The organism is Sporolactobacillus sp. Y61 (genome assembly GCF_040529185.1).
Lineage (GTDB): Bacteria > Bacillota > Bacilli > Bacillales > Sporolactobacillaceae > Sporolactobacillus.
Map to the genome: position 1 here is coordinate 3008472 of NZ_CP159510.1, position 18004 is coordinate 3026475.

The 18004-nt window shown below is 46.9% G+C and carries 17 protein-coding genes; 2 read left to right on the plus strand and 15 right to left on the minus strand.

What is annotated here, in order from left to right; genetic code table 11:
• Positions 1-20: 20 nt before the first annotated feature.
• From ABNN70_RS14435 to ABNN70_RS14495, 13 genes are all read right to left on the minus strand, one after another.
• Entirely contained in the window at positions 21-2807 is a 2787-nt protein-coding gene (locus tag ABNN70_RS14435; RefSeq protein ID WP_353949447.1) for an AAA family ATPase, read from the minus strand.
• Complete coding sequence (locus ABNN70_RS14440; protein ID WP_353948187.1) at positions 2797-4080, minus strand: DNA repair exonuclease; 1284 nt, start codon at positions 4078-4080, stop codon at positions 2797-2799. Before ABNN70_RS14440 ends, ABNN70_RS14435 begins: the two co-directional genes overlap by 11 nt.
• Positions 4081-4257: 177 nt before the next feature.
• The gene (locus tag ABNN70_RS14445; RefSeq protein ID WP_129928020.1) at positions 4258-5097 is read right to left on the minus strand and encodes a Cof-type HAD-IIB family hydrolase; all 840 of its coding nucleotides are present in this window, start codon (positions 5095-5097) and stop codon (positions 4258-4260) included.
• Between the two features lie 93 nt (positions 5098-5190).
• Positions 5191-6333, minus strand: a complete 1143-nt coding sequence (locus tag ABNN70_RS14450) for a DUF445 family protein (RefSeq protein ID WP_129928019.1) — start codon at positions 6331-6333, stop codon at positions 5191-5193.
• Between the two features lie 126 nt (positions 6334-6459).
• On the minus strand, positions 6460-6654 hold the full coding sequence (locus ABNN70_RS14455) for an alpha/beta-type small acid-soluble spore protein (RefSeq protein ID WP_129928018.1): 195 nt from the start codon (positions 6652-6654) through the stop codon (positions 6460-6462).
• A 121-nt stretch (positions 6655-6775) separates the two neighbouring features.
• Positions 6776-7324 carry a carbonic anhydrase gene (locus ABNN70_RS14460; RefSeq protein ID WP_353948188.1) on the minus strand — a complete coding sequence of 183 codons (549 nt, stop codon included), beginning with the start codon at positions 7322-7324 and terminating at the stop codon, positions 6776-6778.
• A 216-nt stretch (positions 7325-7540) separates the two neighbouring features.
• Complete coding sequence (locus tag ABNN70_RS14465) at positions 7541-7744, minus strand: cold-shock protein (protein WP_129928016.1); 204 nt, start codon at positions 7742-7744, stop codon at positions 7541-7543.
• 502 nt (positions 7745-8246) lie between these two features.
• Entirely contained in the window at positions 8247-8702 is a 456-nt protein-coding gene (locus tag ABNN70_RS14470; protein WP_353948189.1) for a DUF986 family protein, read from the minus strand.
• 93 nt (positions 8703-8795) lie between these two features.
• Positions 8796-9656 carry a PTS mannose transporter subunit IID gene (locus ABNN70_RS14475; protein WP_353948190.1) on the minus strand — a complete coding sequence of 287 codons (861 nt, stop codon included), beginning with the start codon at positions 9654-9656 and terminating at the stop codon, positions 8796-8798.
• 14 nt (positions 9657-9670) lie between these two features.
• On the minus strand, positions 9671-10483 hold the full coding sequence (locus ABNN70_RS14480) for a PTS mannose/fructose/sorbose transporter subunit IIC (protein WP_129928013.1): 813 nt from the start codon (positions 10481-10483) through the stop codon (positions 9671-9673).
• A gap of 60 nt (positions 10484-10543) precedes the next feature.
• Positions 10544-11041: a mannose/fructose/sorbose PTS transporter subunit IIB gene (locus ABNN70_RS14485; RefSeq protein WP_353948191.1), complete on the minus strand. Its 498-nt coding sequence runs from the start codon at positions 11039-11041 to the stop codon at positions 10544-10546.
• Positions 11041-11472 (minus strand): mannose/fructose/sorbose PTS transporter subunit IIA, encoded by a 432-nt coding sequence (locus ABNN70_RS14490; RefSeq protein ID WP_353948192.1) that lies wholly within the window; start codon positions 11470-11472, stop codon positions 11041-11043. The genes ABNN70_RS14485 and ABNN70_RS14490 overlap by 1 nt, the downstream gene beginning before the upstream one ends.
• A 227-nt stretch (positions 11473-11699) precedes the next feature.
• Positions 11700-14528, minus strand: a complete 2829-nt coding sequence (locus tag ABNN70_RS14495; RefSeq protein WP_353948193.1) for a sigma 54-interacting transcriptional regulator — start codon at positions 14526-14528, stop codon at positions 11700-11702.
• Between the two features lie 204 nt (positions 14529-14732).
• On the opposite strand from ABNN70_RS14495, the gene ABNN70_RS14500 reads away from it, so the two are divergent.
• Together ABNN70_RS14500 and ABNN70_RS14505 are read left to right on the plus strand one after the other, a co-directional pair.
• Positions 14733-15506: a DeoR/GlpR family DNA-binding transcription regulator gene (locus tag ABNN70_RS14500; protein ID WP_353948194.1), complete on the plus strand. Its 774-nt coding sequence runs from the start codon at positions 14733-14735 to the stop codon at positions 15504-15506.
• Positions 15496-16311: a Cof-type HAD-IIB family hydrolase gene (locus tag ABNN70_RS14505; RefSeq protein ID WP_353948195.1), complete on the plus strand. Its 816-nt coding sequence runs from the start codon at positions 15496-15498 to the stop codon at positions 16309-16311. The genes ABNN70_RS14500 and ABNN70_RS14505 overlap by 11 nt, the downstream gene beginning before the upstream one ends.
• Positions 16312-16360: 49 nt before the next feature.
• Here ABNN70_RS14505 and ABNN70_RS14510 read toward each other — a convergent pair whose 3' ends face one another.
• The gene (locus ABNN70_RS14510; protein WP_353948196.1) at positions 16361-16696 is read right to left on the minus strand and encodes a zf-TFIIB domain-containing protein; all 336 of its coding nucleotides are present in this window, start codon (positions 16694-16696) and stop codon (positions 16361-16363) included.
• A 362-nt stretch (positions 16697-17058) separates the two neighbouring features.
• Positions 17059-17991: a BadF/BadG/BcrA/BcrD ATPase family protein gene (locus ABNN70_RS14515; RefSeq protein WP_353948197.1), complete on the minus strand. Its 933-nt coding sequence runs from the start codon at positions 17989-17991 to the stop codon at positions 17059-17061.
• Between the last annotated feature and the right edge of the window lie 13 nt (positions 17992-18004).

Consider the following 18004-nt stretch of genomic DNA (forward strand, 5'->3'; position numbering starts at 1 on the left):
ATCATGAGGACACCCCTGTTTCATATTGTCGGGACCTCTTTAGAGAGCGAAATAACGTATTCCGGATGGTCATGCAGAAATGCGGACTGATGACAGGTAAACAGAATCACCTGGCGTTTTTGCGCCATTTTCTCAATCAGATGGTAAACCCGTCTGGTTCTCAGGGCATCAAATTCCGCGAAACCTTCATCGATGATCAGAGGCAGGGTTTCCCGCCCGCTAAAGGCATCTGTCAGGGCAAAACGCAGAGAAAGATACAGTTGCTCCGCGGCTCCGCGGCTGAGCTGTTCCGCGCGTACAGGGCTTCCGTCATCCTGCACAGCGAGGAACCCGTCGGAATCTTCAAGGCGCAGCGCTTTATATTTTCCTGAAGTAATATATTTAAAATACCGGCCTGCCTGATCCAGTACCCCGGGCAGGCGTTCTTTCCGGTACAGATCTTTTGCTTTCCTGATTGCCCATTGTGCCATGCGCAGAGAGGCCCATTTCCGCGCTTTTTCGCCGGCTTCCGTACGCAGTGCTTCATAATGGTCCAGAGTGTCCCGGTAAGTGTCATCCGCCACAAGGCTCTGACGCTCGGCCTGTCCTGCAATCAGATCCGCTCTCGCTTTTTTGAGCCGACTGTCGATTTCTTCCGTCTGATCCCGAAAACTCTCCTCCGAGGTATCAGCCCATTTTCCACTGTCAAGAGCGTCAATATAAATCCTCAGCTGTTCTTCGGAACCTGCAGTTTCGATCATGTCCAGATGTTTTTTCTCTTTTTCTTTCTGCAATTCACGGTGATGAACATGCTTCTCCGCTGCCTGAAGGAACTGTTCCTCCGATTCGGCACCTGCTTTTTCGAACAGATCATGGGCAGCCGCTGTCAGTTTTTCCAGCTTGGAAAGCAGGCGCTCTTTCTGTTTGACATATAACATCCTGTTTCGTTTCAGTTCATCAATACGACTGCCCTTTTTCTTTTCCCTGTCAAGAATCTGCTCGAGAAAAGTAATATCCCCTTCAGGAAGGCCAAGCCGTCCGGTCAGGTCTGATTTCTCAGATTCAAAAAGCCGGTGCTCCCCGAGCCTCTCCGTGATTCTTTTTTCAAGCGTCCGGATCTTGTCAAGCAGTATCCGTGCTTCACCTTCCAGTCGAACGGCCTCTTCTGCAAAATCAGGGGCAATACCTTTATATCCCCGGTCATTCAGCCAGGCAATAAGTTCCCGCTCTCTTTGATCACGTCCATGGCCGGCTTCTTCTGCTGCCTGTTGTTTTGCTTTATCAAGCCGTCCCGCGTCAGCCAGTTGCTTCATCCGGAATCTGAACTCTGCGTCATCCGGTCCCGTACCTTCCCGGCTCTCAGATCTGCCTTCTGAAAATCGCCGGCCCATGACAACCACAATACCAGGAATCAGACCGAAGGCAAAGAAGAGCACGCCCGCAGAGGGGGTAATCAAAATAGAGACAAGGACTGAAAGCAGGACAAGTACCGCCGCACCTGCTAAATAAGTGAAACGGCTGATTTTCGCCTGCCTGCCGCCTCTCCTGTCTGCGCGATCGCCCCCGGAAGCTGATGCCCGTTGTTGCTGTACTATTTTCACTTGATCTGCCAGCTGTCTGACTGCCTCACTCTGATTTTCCCGGATGTCATCTGCTCTTCTTTTCTCTTCTGCCGCCTTTTTCCACAGTTCCGATTTCTCTTTAAACGTCTTCAGAAATGACAGACTCACATCTGCCGAAGCCACACGGGAGTCGTCCCAATCCGGCCCCAGGCGTCTCACGTGCTGCCGGTAAGCCGATTTCTTTTCCGCAAGTTCCTCATGCAGCCGGCGGACTTCACCCATATTCTGCTCATCACGCACAGCTGAACGGAACAGGGTTGTCAGTCTGCCCTCTTCAGCCAGCCAGTCTGTCCGGACAGACAGGGCGCCAATCTGATCACCTGTCTCTCGGATCTGCTCCTCCCGTTCGGAGACTTCCCGTTCCAGCGTATCTTTTTGTCTGCGTATGTCCTCATAACGCGCCTTTCCGTCTTCCGGGAAGGGGCGGACCGGGCCGAGCTTCCTGATCTCCGCGTCAATTGCACGGGCGCGGATGATCAGGGGCCTGATTGCAGTAAAAGCGGTCCAGTCGCGGTAGCGGGTCTGTACTTCCTTTTTCTCCGTTTCGCATTTTTTAATCGTTTCCTTAAGCTGTCTGATTCTCTCTTCCAGCTCGAGAAAGTCAGACAGTTTCTGTTCCCATTTTCCTATTTTTGCCCCCGTGGCATCAAGTTCACGGAAAAGACGGTTCAGATCGGGATTCTTACCGCCCTTTTTAAACAGTTCGCCACATTTTTTAGCCAGCTGCTGTTCCAGCTCAGTTAACACCTGGGTACCGGTCATACCTGCACCCAGGAGCAGATCGTTCAGATCGGACGGTCTTTTCTTCTCAATCCCCTGAAGGCCGGTCAGGTCGAAGCAGAATACATTCTGATAAAGCAGACGGTCGACCCCGGTCAGCCATTTTCCGAGATCAGCTTTCTGATCGCCGATGAGCAGCTGCGGACGTCCGTTGTCCGTATAGGTTCGCTTAAGCCGGCAGAGCCGCCCGTCATCAGAAGTAAAAAGCACAGTTCCACCTGTCAGATTTTCATCGCCTTCATCCATCCATCGACTCATTGCATTTTTCTGGGGAAAGCCAAAAAGTATCGCCAGGAGAAATTGCATGATTGTCGATTTACCTGACTCATTCTCGCCATAGACAACGGTCAGTGCCTGGCCGGTCAGATGGATTTTCTGCCTCTCAAAACGGCCGAAACGGTCGATTTCCAGTGATTTAATCTTCATTTTCTGCGGAGCCTGCCGGACTCCTCCGCCCCCTTTCAGCTGCTCCTGAGGCAGATCCGGGAAACAGAGATTCAGCCAGAATCTGTTCTGCTTCTGCTTTGATACGGGCAGCTGTTTCTTCATCAGGCGCATCAAGATAACGCCTGCCCAGCCGATGCTGAAGCAGCGGACTGAGCGCTTCATTGATCGCCTGGTCACTTTCAATCAATCGAAAAACATCACCGAGGAAATGCGGGCTCTTAAGGATCTGACCCGGCTCCCACTGCTGCATAAAGCGAACCACACCGCTTAGCAGCCACACAAAATCATCCCGATATGTTTCATCCTCATTCATCGCATCAAGCAGCTCCTGAAATAGCTCCTCAGTACCCTCAAAATGTTGATCTGATCCGGCAACTGACAGATCAAGGAGGAGAAATACACCGGTTTCATCCGTCCGCCGCATCTCCTCTCTGATTTGACCGATTTTCACCTCAAGCGTGTCTGCGGTTAATTCCCCCTGAATGGAGATCCCTTTTCGCATCCAGATAATGTCCGCTGTCGGGCAGAAGCGCACATGTGCTTCCATGCCATTCAGCTCGACGCAGGAGACCCCTTTATCGCCGGTTTCCTTAACCGAAAGACCCTGGGTATCTCCCGGGTACCATACTGGCAGTTCAGGGGAGAGCTGCATTCGTTTGTGTATATGCCCGAGCGCCCAGTAATTAAAATCCTTTTCTGTCAGATCTTTCAGCGAAAACGGGGCATACGTATCTTCCCTGTTACCCTTTAGAAGGGCACCATGCAGGATGCCAATATGGTAATCGGCACCGTCTTCCTTTTGATAACGCGCTGCCATGTTATCCCTGACTCTGCGCTGGCGATAGCTGAATCCGTACAGATGCACACGCTCCCCGTTCTTTTTTTGAAAGGGAATCATTTCCGGTTTATCAGAAAAAACATGCACATTTTCGGGAAGCCTCAGGTGATTCCAGGGATCATCCAGATGATCATGATTTCCAAAAACAAGGTATACGGGGACAGAAGCTTCACTCAGCTTCTTCATCGCATGGATAAAACGATGCTGCGCTGTAATGCTTCTGTGACTGCTGTCGAAAATATCCCCGGCAATAATCAGAAAATCAGCCCGTTCTGAAAGCGTAATGTCCACCATCTTATCAAGTGCTTTAAATGTACTGTTCCTGACCCGTTCATGAAGAGGGCGCGGAAGATCTGATAACCCCTCGAACGGCCTGTCCAAGTGCAGGTCAGCTGCGTGAATAAACCGAATCATCCTTTCCTCTTCCTCCTCGCTCATTTGCTTTTTATTTTACCATACTTTATCAAGTCATACGATCACATGTTCTGTTAAATCATCAAACCTGTTTTTCTGAACCTTTTCCCCGCAAAAATTCCGTGTTTTCTTAAAATATGTAAAAAAGCCCCGTTTTCGGGGCCTGAATAAGTTCTGTTATAAACGTACGCGCAGCTGCTTGCGGAAAACTTCTTTTATCATGTAAGCCACACCGTTCATATCATTGGAACGGGTGATCCAGTCGGCCTTCGCCTTCACTTCCTTCGACGCATTTCGCATCGCCACACCAAGACCCGCTTTTTCAATCATCTCTGCATCTTCAGGGCCGTCACCGACAGCCACAATCTGATGAAGCGGTACACCCAGCTGTCCTGCAAAGAAAAGCAGTCCGTTAAATTTAGATGTTCCCTGCCGTACCAGTGTCAGGTCAGATGGCGATTCTCTTCTGACGTCAAGTGAGGGGAAATAGTCCCCCATCGCTTTTTCAATCTCATCCATCACCGTCTCATCCTTCAATTTTATCTTCACATCCGTTGCTCCTTCGTAATTCTCAAGGAGATACTGACTGAGCGTATCTACATAAGTAACCGGATAAAAAAGCGGTTCGTTCATGCCGATGGTCATCTTTGCAATCAGATTTTTCTGACGGGGCCGGTTACTGATCGACAGCCTTTCGTGGGAAATCTGAATCTGACACGGATACGTCTCAAGAAATTCCACAAGCTGAATCAGTACACTGTGATCCATTTTGCTGGTATATACCGGGTGATCCATTGATGAGGAGACAAATGCGCCATTGTGTGCGATAATCGGATGATTCAGCTTTAGCGTGCGGGCAACCCTGGCCGCTGAATGAAAATGCCTTTCGGAAACCAGAGTAACAATAATCCCCTTCTTTTTTGCATAAGAAACAGCTTCCTTCGTCTGCCGGTCAAGCCGGTTATTCCCGTTTAAAAGAGTCCCGTCGATGTCAAGAGCCAGTAAGCGATATACCAAGGTCCTCCCCCTTTTTGGAATCCATTCGTTACCTCATTCCTGTTGAAAGCTTATGTCACGTTAACAGCAAATAGAACAAGGTCTCTTGTCCGGTCAGGATAGGAGAATCATCAGGACCCCCTGGATGACACCGATGAGCCCGCCAAGCAGATAACCCAGGTTGACAATCATATTCAATTCTTTTTTCATAAGGGAAAAAATCATATGTTCCAGTTCTGAAAGGGAAAGCCGGTTCACCTGATCGGATACCATATCCTCCAGTTGAAAAGCCTCCAGAATTGATCCGATATGGGCGGCTGCTACCGATAAAAATCCTGCCAGCATAGTGGGAACAAGATCCAGAATCTGACTTCTGACCGGAGAGGTGATTTGCTGCACGGGCTGATTCATCATCGAATGGCCGGTCAAAACACGCCGGACCACTTTGGCGACGCCATCAGACACTGTTCCGGCGTCCACACCCAGCCTGTCCAGAATGTCAGCGGGAGTCTGTTCTCTGAGTCCGGCTGCTTTCTCTCTGAGAAATTTCAGGACTTTATGTCGCACCTCAGAAGATCCGGCGAACTGCAAGACCACAGGATAAAGGCGCTCTGTCAGATGGCTCCCGCCAATCAGCTTCAGGGAAAGTTCACCAAAGAACCCCCGGCTGTGGATAAATGACGTGATGCTCTCTTCAATCAGCGTTCTTCCCTTTTCGGTTTCCAGATTATGTAATAATGCGTCAACGATAAGATCCGATAGATCCGGAAGGCGGCGTTCCAGCATCTGAAAAGTCTGCTCCGGAAGCAGGGTGTGAAGCTTTTTATCCCGGTTCGCATCCAGAAAGGCCTGTATGAGTGTCCTGCTCAGCTGATTCACAGCGTCCTCAAGGTGAAGAGCCTGTCCGGTTTTCAGATGCAATCCGTCCAGCACGTCCTGCACTGTCCGCTTACTGTCCAGAAAAAAAGAGACCTTTTCAACCGCCCGTCTGCTCAGCAACTTTACGAACCCGGTATCCGTTAATTTATTTTTAATCCCTTTCGCAGTGACCAGGTGCCGCATCACGAGCTGACCCAGCTTTACCCCGATATCCTTGCGGCGTCTGGGGATCAGACCAGGAGTAAATGGCAGTTTCCATTTCCCGATATAAATCGACTGAAAAGGGTGGAAAAGCATTTTAATCGCCAGCAGATTGGTCAGCCCGCCGACCAGCGCACCGGTCATCACAGGGATAAAAATCTGATAAAATGTATGCAAGGCACGACTTCCTTTTTCCGACAGACTCTGCTCTTATTTTAACAGAGAGAAAAGACGATGCCTATAGATAAAGGAGCGGCAGATGCCGCTCCCATTTAATTTTACTATTGACAGAGCATACTTTTTTTATTTCTGGAAACCGCCAAACTGAGACTGTGCCTGCGCAACCAGCCGCTTCGTAATTTCGCCTCCGACCGAACCATTCGCTCTTGAAGTGGTATCCGGTCCAAGGTTTACGCCGAATTCGCCGGCAATTTCTGCTTTCATCTGATCAAGCGCCTGCTGTACACCTGGCACGACTAACTGATTTGAATTTGCCATGTGTTTCACCTCCCTTGTAAGCCTATTTTGCTCAGCACCTGATTTCTATATTCCCAAAAAGCCTGGTAATTTTTTGAAATCAATGAACCAGCAATTGGCTAAAAGAAGTGATGATCGCACTTTATGCTACAGGCCTGAGTTCACCGGTTAACGGATCAATAACAAGGCCGTATACCGGAGTATCATCCGGAAAGAGTGGATGGTTTTTTACAATATCGACACTGTCTTTTACCTGATCGGCTACGTCATCAAATCCGCCCAGCCACTGATCAGGCTGAATTCCGGCATCTCGCACTTTTTCAAAATTGTGATCACTGACTCCGCGTTTTTGCATGTCTGCACCCATTTGACTGCCATGGAGTCCATGCATACCGCAGTCTGTGTGACCAATAATATAAACAGCTTCAGAACCAAGTTCGTAAACAGAGACAAGAATGCTCTTCATTACACTGCTATAGGGCCCTTCCACCATGGCTCCGGCAGATTTGATCATAATCGCATCACCGTTTTTTAAATGCAAAGCCCGCGGCAGCAGCTCGATCAATCGGCAATCCATACAGGTGACTACCGTCATTTTTTTGACAGGCTTTCCTCCGGCTTCAAAGGGCACGTACCCTTTATTTTCAACAAATTTTTTATTATCAGCCAAAAGATCCTCAAGCTGTGACAACGTCCATCCCTCCAGATTCAGTCTATCATGAATGACTGTAAAGAAACGCCCGCTGACCGGCAAGTCTTTGACACAGCCAGAGACTTATTTTATTGATGCTTTTTTGAAATGTTACACGTGCTTAAAGTATAAAAAAATTCAGCAGATGAATCCAGCCGGTTGCTCAAAAAAAGCCGCCCTCCGATTGCGGAGGACAGCTTTTTCAGAAAATCCGGATCACAGCTTTGTCACGTTAGCGGCCTGCGGTCCACGGTTGCCATCGACTACTTCAAATTGAACGGCCTGACCTTCGTCAAGCGTCTTGAAGCCGTCGCCCTGAATCGCACTGAAATGTACGAATACATCATCATTTTCGCCTTCAACTTCAATAAAGCCGAATCCCTTGTCCGCGTTAAACCATTTTACTGTACCTGTTTTCAAAAAGAAAACCTCCTAAAGTTAACTAAAAATATTTTATATATGCGCATGTTTTATCCGAGAGGCGTCTGCCGGAAACCGGAGATTCTGCCCATGTCAGTAAAAAATTCACATATCGTAAAGATTGTCAATAAAAAATCTCCACATTGATCATTCTTTGCGACACGTGAATCATAAATGTCCTGATTTATCATACGAATAATCAAATTTGAGCCTAACATAAACGAACAAAAACAAAAGCATCATTACACATTCCGGCGCCGAAACAACGAAAGCCCTACCTCTCTTCCATCCTTACGGTTCCTCTGACCGAGCCAGTATGATTCAGCGCAATATCCCCTGATATTTCATACTATCCCTCAATCCATTTTTCAGAAAGACAGTATATCCATTTCACCGGACAGGCGAAACGAATATTCTTATCATTCACATTAGGCCATTACTATACTATACGCAATAAAGGAAAATGTCAACAGCATCACCGTATTTCCCGGTCACGGGCTGATCATTTTTCCTGAAGTAACTTCAGGATCTGCTCGAGATCCTCGATCTTTCTGGCAAAGAGCAGGACGTGGCGGCGATCGGTGTCGATCACAAGTACGCCATCTTTGGACAGCCTCATGTTCTTGATACTATCGTATTCAATGAACTGAAAGCCATAAAGGAATCCTGTCTCCTTAAAGCGTGCTTTCGGTGTATGGACAAAGGCATAAAGCAGAAGCAGCCCCGCAAGGATAAGCAGCAGCAGGTTAATAGTAGCACTGTTATTCTGCAGCCGATTGGATATATAGAGAATGACAACCAGTACGGCGAGAATAAACTGGTCAACAAAACTTCTCTTCCTTAATCTGACAGTGAGTACCGTCTTCCCTTTTATCCATATGCTCACGCATTCATCATAGATCAGATAAGCGGTATAACCGGCGATGATTATTAATAAAACAACCAGAGTCAGGGTCATTTTTTATCCTCCGTTTTTTCTTCAAACCGGATTTTAAAAACAGATCTTATAATACAGGGATCGACAGGTCCTGTCGATCCCCGTAAGCCTCATTTATTTAAAGAAGTGTACCCAGTAACCAAGAATGCCGATGACAAAGAAGCCAAAGATAATCCACAGTGGATTGACTTTCTTTCTCAGCAGCCACATGCAGATAAAGGTGAGCAGCAGTGGTACGATTCCCGGCATCAGCTGATCGAGGATATTCTGTACGGTCGTTACCGTATATTTACCGGTTTCCGGATTTTTTACACGTGATAAAACAACCGGGATGTTCACTGTTGTCCATTTATTGACCAGGGCACCCATCACAAACAGGCCAAGAATTGAGGCGCCTTCAGTCAGCTTCTGCAGAAGACCTCCACCCATGTCGGAGACGACATCGACACCTTTTCTGTAACCATAAGCGACGCCCCACCATCTGAAGCCAAGACGCAGAACATTCCAGAGGACGAAGAAGAGAATCGGCCCAAGAATGTTACCGGACATAGCAATTCCGGCGCCCAGTGCAGCGAGTACCGGACGGGCGGTACCCCACCAGATCGGGTCACCGACACCTGCGAGCGGCCCCATAAGGCCAACCTTTATTCCGTTAATCGCTGCGTCATCAACCGGTTTTCCATTCGCTTTTTCTTCTTCAAGTGCAAGCGTCACACCAAGAATCGGTGCTGTCATCATCGGTGTTGTATTAAAAAATTCATTATGACGCTTCATCGCCTGTTTGCGTTCTTCACTTCCGGCCGGATATAACCTTCGAATGGCCGGTGTCATTGAAAAGGCAAAACCCAGTGCCTGCATGCGTTCAAAGTTCCAGGATCCCTGGTGTAAATTTGATCTGACGAATACCCAGAACAAGTCACGTTTTGTCAGTTTTTTTACGCTGCCGTTTGCAGCAGCTGCAGTTTCGTTACTCATGAGATTAACCCCCTTTAGTCCAGTTCATCGTCAAGGTCATCATCTGAAGAACCTGAATTACTATTTCCCGATGTTGCTGCAGCCGGTTTATTGTACTTCGGACTCAGCTGAATATAGACAATGGCAAGGACCAGACCGATGACGCCCAGGGCAACCAGATTGAAGTCGGTAAATGCAGCGACGACAAATCCAAGGAAGAAGAACGGCATCAGGTAACCGGCGCGCATCATATTAATCACCATTGCATAACCTACAACGACGATCATACCACCTGCAACATTCAAACCACCGGTGACAACATCAGGAATGGCATTGAGCATATCTTTGACTGCCGATGTACCAACAGTTGCGAAAACAATGATGGCCGGAATCGAAATACGCAGTGCCTGAAGAAACAGGGCGGATATGTGCAGCCAGTCCATGGCACGCAGATTTCCTGTTTCCGAAGCGCGGTCGGCACCATGCTGAAAACCAACGGTAATGGTACGAACCAGAATCGTCAGTACCTGACCGGCGGCAGCCAGCGGAATCGCAAGCGCAATACCTGTTCCAATATCCTGATTTCCGGCGATAACCAGAATGGTTGAAATGATTGAAGCCAGTGCCGCATCGGGTGCGACAGCCGCGCCAATATTCATCCAGCCCAGCGCGATCATTTCCAGTGTACCGCCGATCATAACACCTGTCGTCATATCTCCAAGGACCAGGCCGATTAATGTACAGGCTATCAACGGTCTGTGCGTCTGAAATTCATCCAGAATCGACCCCATCCCGACGATGCTTGACACTAAAAAGACGAGGATAATCTGAATCACAGAAACATCCATCACTTTCCCCTCCTAAAAACAGGATGATTTATGGTAATATTTCATTTAACCCTATTTCAATCAGCTTTCCTTTTCTTCCACTTTTTTCAGAAGTGGCATAATATCCCCCTTATTATCCGAGGGCACTTTTCTTAATTCGAGTTCAATCTGCCGATCATGTAATGTATGAAACGCTTTGATGTCCTCAGGGCCGACAGCAACAGCATTGGTGATCATCGTTTTTCCTTCCGAATAAGCAATGCTTCCAATATTTATTGAATGAATCGGCACACCCTGTTCGATCATGCGAAGAACATCAGTCGGGTTTGTAAAAAGAAGCATGACCGGGTCCCTGGCATATTTTGGATTATTGTAGACCCTTACAGCTTTATCTACATCCACGACGTGTGCCGATACACCAGGAGGAGCAACCTGTTTTAATAAAGTGCTGCGAACCTTATCCTTTGCCACATCGTCATTCACAACAATCAACCGTTTGACACCGGTTTCCTTTGTCCAGACTGTGGCAACCTGACCATGAATCAACCGTGAATCCACTCTTGCTAATTTGATAATCATTAAAAATCATCCTCTCCTGAATCGTTTTCAGCTTCACCCAGTGTCTTATTCAGGGACTTAACCCCTTCAACTGCTGTTTGACTCATTTCATCCACCAGTGCTTCCAGATTAAGTGAATCCCTTTTAGAGAAACATTCAATCAGCATGGGCAGGCTGAGTCCCGTAATGACATCCATATTTTCCTTGCCGGCTGCGAAATTTGATGCTGCATTGAACGGGCTTCCACCAAACAGATCAACCATGAAAAGCAGTCCATCGCGAACATCCAGTCCGTGCAGCGCTTCCTCGTATTTTCTCTTTAGATCATCCGGTCCTTCTCCCGGAGAAAAGGTGACGGTCGCCACATTTTCCTGTTTGCCAAAGATCATTTCGGCCGACTTGACAATCTCACGGGAAAAAGCACCGTGCGTGGCGATGATAAGCGCTATCATTTTTCACCCCTCCTTCCATTCGTATCAGCTGTACACTTTTAATAAGCAATTTCCATGCCAGTTTATGTATTAAAAAAAAAGACATCAGGAACCCTTTGATAAAAGGGCGAGATGTCCTTACATGTATCCCTGTTGATACACTTTTCCATAAAAATAATATAAAAGTCTGTCCGTCAGAACGTGTGCTGATACACTATCCGGCCTTAAACAGTGATTTAATACACTGATTATTTTGTCTGATCGTTCGTATTCTGAAGAGCCATACTGAATTCATCCTGAAGCAGGTCGACAAGATAATACAGTTCTTCATCAGAGAGGTGGATCTTCAGCTCCTTATCTATAACCTCTGATGCCTTTCTCACCTTTTTCAGCCATTCTCTTTTTTCATCCGAAACCGGTCCGGAATAATGAAGTACGTCACCGGATATGGCCCTCTCCAGTGCAAAGGCGGTATGCACCACAATGCGCAGGGTGGCCGTATTCTTGAGATGGACAGACCATACTCTTTCCAGCTGATGACAGAAATGGAGCAGAGTCGGAATCGCACGCCATGGATTTAAATAAGTCAGCATCTTCTTCAGACTGTCCTCACAGAGACTGCGTACAATTTTATTGGAATCTTTCTGGCCGGTCACTTTCTGGCCCTGCAACGCTTTTTCCATAATCGACTGGCCTTCACCTTCGATAAAATGCTCCAGTGAAATAAAAGGAGCTGCAATATTCGGCTTTTTCACGCCAATGGACGCAATGATATGATATTTTTTTCTCAGTTCCTGTGCCTGCTGATTAAGGTTCAGGATCGAAAGCGGAATCACTTTAATGGGTTCATCGGTTAAATCGTTTAAGTAGGATCGGATGAGTTCTTCAATCTTGCGGGCTGTCCCCTGTCCGCTTGAACAGATGGTCAGAATCGCTTTCTTTTTCCCCTGCATCCGTTCGGAATGGCTGATCACTTCATCTTCTTCCGTACGTTCAGGATTTTTCAGAGAGTCATAAATCCCAGGCAAATCCATATCAAGAAAATTCGCTTTTCGAACAGCATCCAGGACCATGGGTGTGGACACCTGGTCAATCGACTTAATCGGGATACCGGACCGTTCCTGGATCTTATCCTCAGAATAATACAGGGAACCCATATCGACCAGCATCAGTACACCCTCTCCATGATCAACGGTTTTCACCGCAGCGACAATCTCGTTCAGGATAACATGAAAACTGACATCAAGGGGCATATCCACTGCTTTGACATTGTAATCACCCAGCAGTTCGCATGTCACACTGACCATGGACGATGCGGTACTGTCCCCATGGGTCGCAACTACAATTCCTACCTTGCCTTTATTATTCAGCTCCTTAGCCGAGTCCAGAAGAATAGCCAGATACATGATTTCAATTTTCGGCAGTGTAAGATTAAATTTATCTTCAATGACTTCTTTCATTTTTGTTGCAACGAGATATTCATCCGCCTGTTCATCAATCAGTCTGTCATGGGGGGAAGGCATGCCCGCCGCAGGCCGGTTCTTTCTTTTCAACAACCCATCTAAATGCAGACTGATGAAATATAGGAATTTGTCATTAAACGTCCGGTTCAGCATGCTTTCGGCCAGTGATCGTAATTCTTCAGCCAGATTCATGACCCTTTTGTCAACCAGTTTGGCCAGTTTCCTGTTCGGGCTCTTGGAAATCTGCTGATAGAAACTCTTAATGTGGATTTTAATATCGGTTGCAACGAACCGGTTGATTTCAGCCGGATCCACATTCTCCTGCTTGAGCAGATTGGCCTTATCCTCAATAATTTTGTACATGTCAAAAGGAAGTTCATATACATCGTCTTCGACAAGATCTTTACTTCCCTCTCCGGTAATGACTGTGGTCTGTCCCACCACGTTAGATATCAGCTCATTTTCCTTCACATTCCTTGAGATCAGACTAAAGCCTTCCTTCATCTCCTGAGGAAGCATTTTCAAATGAAGGTCTACGAATGGTTTGTCCATGCTGTCCAGAAATCCCTGAGCACAGACGAACTGAATATTCGATTTTAGCTGACCGACATTCCCGAAGGTCACACTGCCGATCAGGGCTTTGATCACATTTTCATCCACTTTTATTTCTTTATGAATCCTCCTCGCTTCCTTGGAAAGCAGGTATTTTGTCAGATCCACTTTCTCTTTTGCCTGACGTTCATGAAAGGAGGGCATGGTAATCGTAATCGGAATGCGCCGTAAAAACGTGTTTAAGAAAGAGGAGGATGGATCTTCGGTCGTTGCCGAGATGATCAGGACATGCGCCTGTCTCCTTTTGTCGGTCTCACCGAGCCTGTTGAAGTGCCCCGTATCCATAAAATAGAAAATCATTTCCTGTCCTTCCGGAGGCAGGCGGTGCACTTCATCCAGAAACAGGATGCCGCCGTCAGCCTTTTCAACAAGTCCCTGCTTATCCGTTTCTGCGCCTGTGAAAGCCCCTTTCACATGACCAAAGATCTGTGAAATCAGAAGCTGCGGATTGTTATAATAATCTGCACAATTGAAGACGACAAACGGCGAGTCCTCATCCATCCTCTTCATATATTTTGCGTAGCTGTGCATCATGTGAGCAAACAGCGTTTTCCCTGATCCCGTCGGTCCGAGAATTAATGTATGGAGCCCGCGCGGCGGGTAAACAACAGCCGCTTTGGCCTGACCGGTAATTTTTTTCAGACTGCCGTCTGAGCCGATCAGAAGACTGAAAGGATCTTTATTTTTCTCGATATCGGCAGGTTTTTTAGCAAGATACCGTTCTTTAAGCGAAGGAATATCCAAAATCGTCTGGTCGACGATCGTTCCAAAATTATTACGTACAGTGTCTCTGGGAATATAGAGCACGGGACGCTGTTTGATTTTAATCACCTGTCCGGACCGTACAAGATTGTTCAATTCCATACTGACATTGTTGCGCAGTATATTCAGATCATCAGAAAGTTCCTTTGCCGAAAAGCCTTCTTTCTCAAGAAGCTGTTTTTTTGTCAGCTCCTCACATTTATTCTTCAGTCGCTGATAAATCCGGTCGATCCGTTTCAACTGGCAGGCACCTCCATCTCAAGAAAAGTGATACACTCCTGTTCTTCATTCAGGTAAACGCTTTAACATAATTTCATTCTATCATAAAGTGTATCAACACGTGTTTTAATCCAATATACTTATATTTCATTATAATCATGATATAAATCATTGTGTTTACTTGGCATAACACTTATAGTTACTTATATGAGAGGAGGAAATACAGTGTATCAGGAGGAACGGCTGGTCAGAATACTTGAACGTTTAAAAAAGCGCAAGACCCTGTCAGTCAGTGATATTTGCCTGAACTATCACGTCTCACGCGACACCGCAAGAAGAGATATCATCAAGCTGACTGACCAGGGGGCGGCTATTCGGACGCGCGGAGGGATCGCGCTTCCTGAATTTAAAGAAACCCTTCTTGCTTACCGGGACCGGCTGCAGAATTATTCCGCAGAAAAAATCAAAATAGGCTCTGCGGCACTCAAATATCTGCGAAAACGGGGGTACTATTTTTTAAATGCTTCCACAACTGTTTCCTGTATGGCAAAGGCACTGAATACTGAATCTGTCATTTATACCCATTCCCTTGACGTTGCTGAAATTCTGTCCAACCAGACAAAAACCGCTGTTTCGTTATTTGGCGGCGCTCTGAATACGGCAAACAGATACTTCTTTGACGCAAAGACACTGCAGCAACTGCTTCGGATCCATTTTGATGCCGCCTTTCTCGGGACGGCGGGTATTACTTCAGATGGTTTTTATTACGATGATCAGGATGATGCAGCCGTTAATGAGACCGTATCCACCCGTGCCGGCCGGACGATAGTCCTTGCAGAAGACAATAAATTTTTAAAACACAGTCGGTTCAGAGGCCTGGACTGGGAACAGGTCGACATGATCATTACGAATACAAAGCCCCCTTCCGCCTTTTTACTGAAAGCTGGCGAAGCAGGCACACAAATCATAATGACGGGAGAAGAAAAAAATGACCATTAAACTCATTTTCAGTGATATCGATGGAACACTGCTTAACTCCCGGCACAGGATCAGTCCCCTAACGCGGGAAGCCATACAGAAAGTGTCACAGAAAAATATTCCGTTTATTCTTGTTTCGGCACGTATGCCAGGCGGCATCCTCCCTATTCAGGATGAACTCGGTATCCGGCAGCCCATCGTATGTTACAGCGGGGCACTGATTCTGGATACACCTGATTCCGCAAGACCGGATCAGCCGCTCTTGAACATCTCCATGGACAGTCATATGGCGGGCCAAATTTACCGGCTCGTCTGTACATTCCCGTCCATCAGTTTCAGTGCCTATCGTATGAACCAATGGCTGGTTCGCTCTTCCGACAATCAGTGGATTGAGCAGGAACATCATATTGCCCGTACGCCTTTTAAAATATTTGATTTCGAAGGGCAGCCATCCTTTTATCCGCCGGTCAACAAGATCCTCTGTATGGGACCCCCGGAAGACATCCTCGCTCTTGAAACACAACTGGCAAAAGAAAATCTGCCGGCATCCTTTTACAGATCAAAACCGACTTATCTCGAAATTACCGCACGAAACGCCCGTAAATCGGCAGCCCTTGCCTTCCTGATGAAGCACTTTCATGTGAAAAGGGAAGAAACACTCGCCTTTGGAGATAACTTTAATGATGCAGATATGCTGCAATTCGCGGCAACCGGTATAGCAATGGACAATGCTCCGGCTGAGGTGAAAAAGTCAGCAGACCGGGTGACCGTATCAAACGATGAAGACGGTATCGCAGAGAGTCTGAGGGAACTGCACCTGATTTAAAAGTAAAAATCCGGCATACCTCATTCGGGTAATAGCCGGATTTTGTCCATTAATCAAAAATGTCACCAAGCATATCCATGACTGATTTTTTCTTTTTCCTTCGCGGATAGTATCCCTTTTTTCTTCGGTCATCATAATGGTCATGGTCATGGCCATAACGCCCGTAATCCCGCCTGTCGTGCCTGTCGTAATGATCGTCAAAGTCATCATCATCACGGTCGTACCACTCATTGAACGGTTCCCTTACCTCTTTCACTCTCCGCGATATCTTGTCCAGCTCACCACGGTCAAGCCAGACCCCCTTGCAGTTCGGACAGAGATCAACCAGGACACCGTCTCTTTCTACTTCTTTCATTCTTACATCTTCACAAACAGGACAATTCAATGTATCGCGCCCCTTTCCGGAGTTTTACATGATAATCCACAATTTAATTATAACAAAAGATCTTGTTATGCGCTTACAAAGGCATTAAATTGGTACAAAAATCCCGCTAAGGTACCATTTCCTTAAGCGGGATTTATATCTGTCATTTTTCCTGCATGAAGGGGCAGTACAGGATGATTATAAAATAAGTCAATCGTTGACCGCATCCGATGATCTAAACCTGTCATATTGGTCAGAAGACCTATCCGTTTCCCCTACAACAGCTTAAGCTGTTCCTGAAGGAGTATTTCAACCCCTGGGTCAACTACTGTCGATTTTAATCAACAGTAGTAGATAAATCTCATATTGTGATTGTAAATCCATTACAATTGCTTCTTTAAAAGTTCCGAAATCTGATCATTCGATTGTTCCCACTCGTTTAGACACCTGGCCATCGATCCCCAGACCGGCGGACATACCGGAAACACAAATGAACGATTCATTTGCTGAAGAACCCTTTGCCTGATCAGGATGCATTTCCACACACCGCCGGTCAGAACGACCTGAGGCGGTGTATCAAAATGTTCCAATCCATTTCCAATCAGCTGGATGAGCTGATCTGCCGCCTTATCCAGTATCTTTCGGGCACATGAATCACCGAGTTCTGCAGATTCAGCAACAAGCGGAACCAGACCGGCTATCTTATCTTTCCTGGCCTGATAGACGATCGGAATGATGTCCGGAATAGCCGTAACCTGAAAGTAATCTTTCACCTGGCTGGTTAATGCTGTCGCAGGCCGTCTTCCATCATATTCCATCAGCACTTGACGAATCGTTTCACGTCCGATATCATATCCGCTTCCCTCATCACCAAACAGAAACCCCCACCCACCAATACGAAATGACCGACCATCTTCATGTAAGCCATAGGCAATGGACCCTGTACCTGCAATGACAACCATTCCCGGTTTTCCGTCCGTCCCACTCCACAACGCGTTCATCGCGTCATTTCCAACCTGAAGATGAGTGATGTCTGCCGGACAGGCAGCCTGAATGCTTCTGGTCAGTCGCTGAGTCAATGCAGGATGATCGGCTCCGGACAATCCCGCGAAACAGCCTTGAAGGCGAATCACCCTTTGACCGTCGAATAATATTGAAAAAAGCTTTCGAAAATGATCGGTAACCTGATCGAAAGACATGCCATTTGGATTGGTACCCGCTCCGATTGCACGAGAGAGAATTTTGCCGCTATTCGAAAAGAGGACTGCATCTGTTTTCGTCCCGCCACCGTCAATCGCCAGATAAATCTTTTTCAAACAATTGCACCTT

What these genes read in the sequence shown, in the direction of transcription:
- ABNN70_RS14480 (WP_129928013.1), bottom strand. Translation starts at nt 10,483, where the DNA reads ATGGATGTTTCTGTGATTCAGATTATCCTCGTCTTTTTAGTGTCAAGC.
- ABNN70_RS14440 (WP_353948187.1), bottom strand. Translation starts at nt 4,080, where the DNA reads ATGATTCGGTTTATTCACGCAGCTGACCTGCACTTGGACAGGCCGTTC.
- ABNN70_RS14470 (WP_353948189.1), bottom strand. Translation starts at nt 8,702, where the DNA reads ATGACCCTGACTCTGGTTGTTTTATTAATAATCATCGCCGGTTATACC.
- ABNN70_RS14475 (WP_353948190.1), bottom strand. Translation starts at nt 9,656, where the DNA reads ATGAGTAACGAAACTGCAGCTGCTGCAAACGGCAGCGTAAAAAAACTG.
- ABNN70_RS14485 (WP_353948191.1), bottom strand. Translation starts at nt 11,041, where the DNA reads ATGATTATCAAATTAGCAAGAGTGGATTCACGGTTGATTCATGGTCAG.
- ABNN70_RS14505 (WP_353948195.1), top strand. Translation starts at nt 15,496, where the DNA reads ATGACCATTAAACTCATTTTCAGTGATATCGATGGAACACTGCTTAAC.
- ABNN70_RS14490 (WP_353948192.1), bottom strand. Translation starts at nt 11,472, where the DNA reads ATGATAGCGCTTATCATCGCCACGCACGGTGCTTTTTCCCGTGAGATT.
- ABNN70_RS14435 (WP_353949447.1), bottom strand. Translation starts at nt 2,807, where the DNA reads ATGAAGATTAAATCACTGGAAATCGACCGTTTCGGCCGTTTTGAGAGG.
- ABNN70_RS14455 (WP_129928018.1), bottom strand. Translation starts at nt 6,654, where the DNA reads ATGGCAAATTCAAATCAGTTAGTCGTGCCAGGTGTACAGCAGGCGCTT.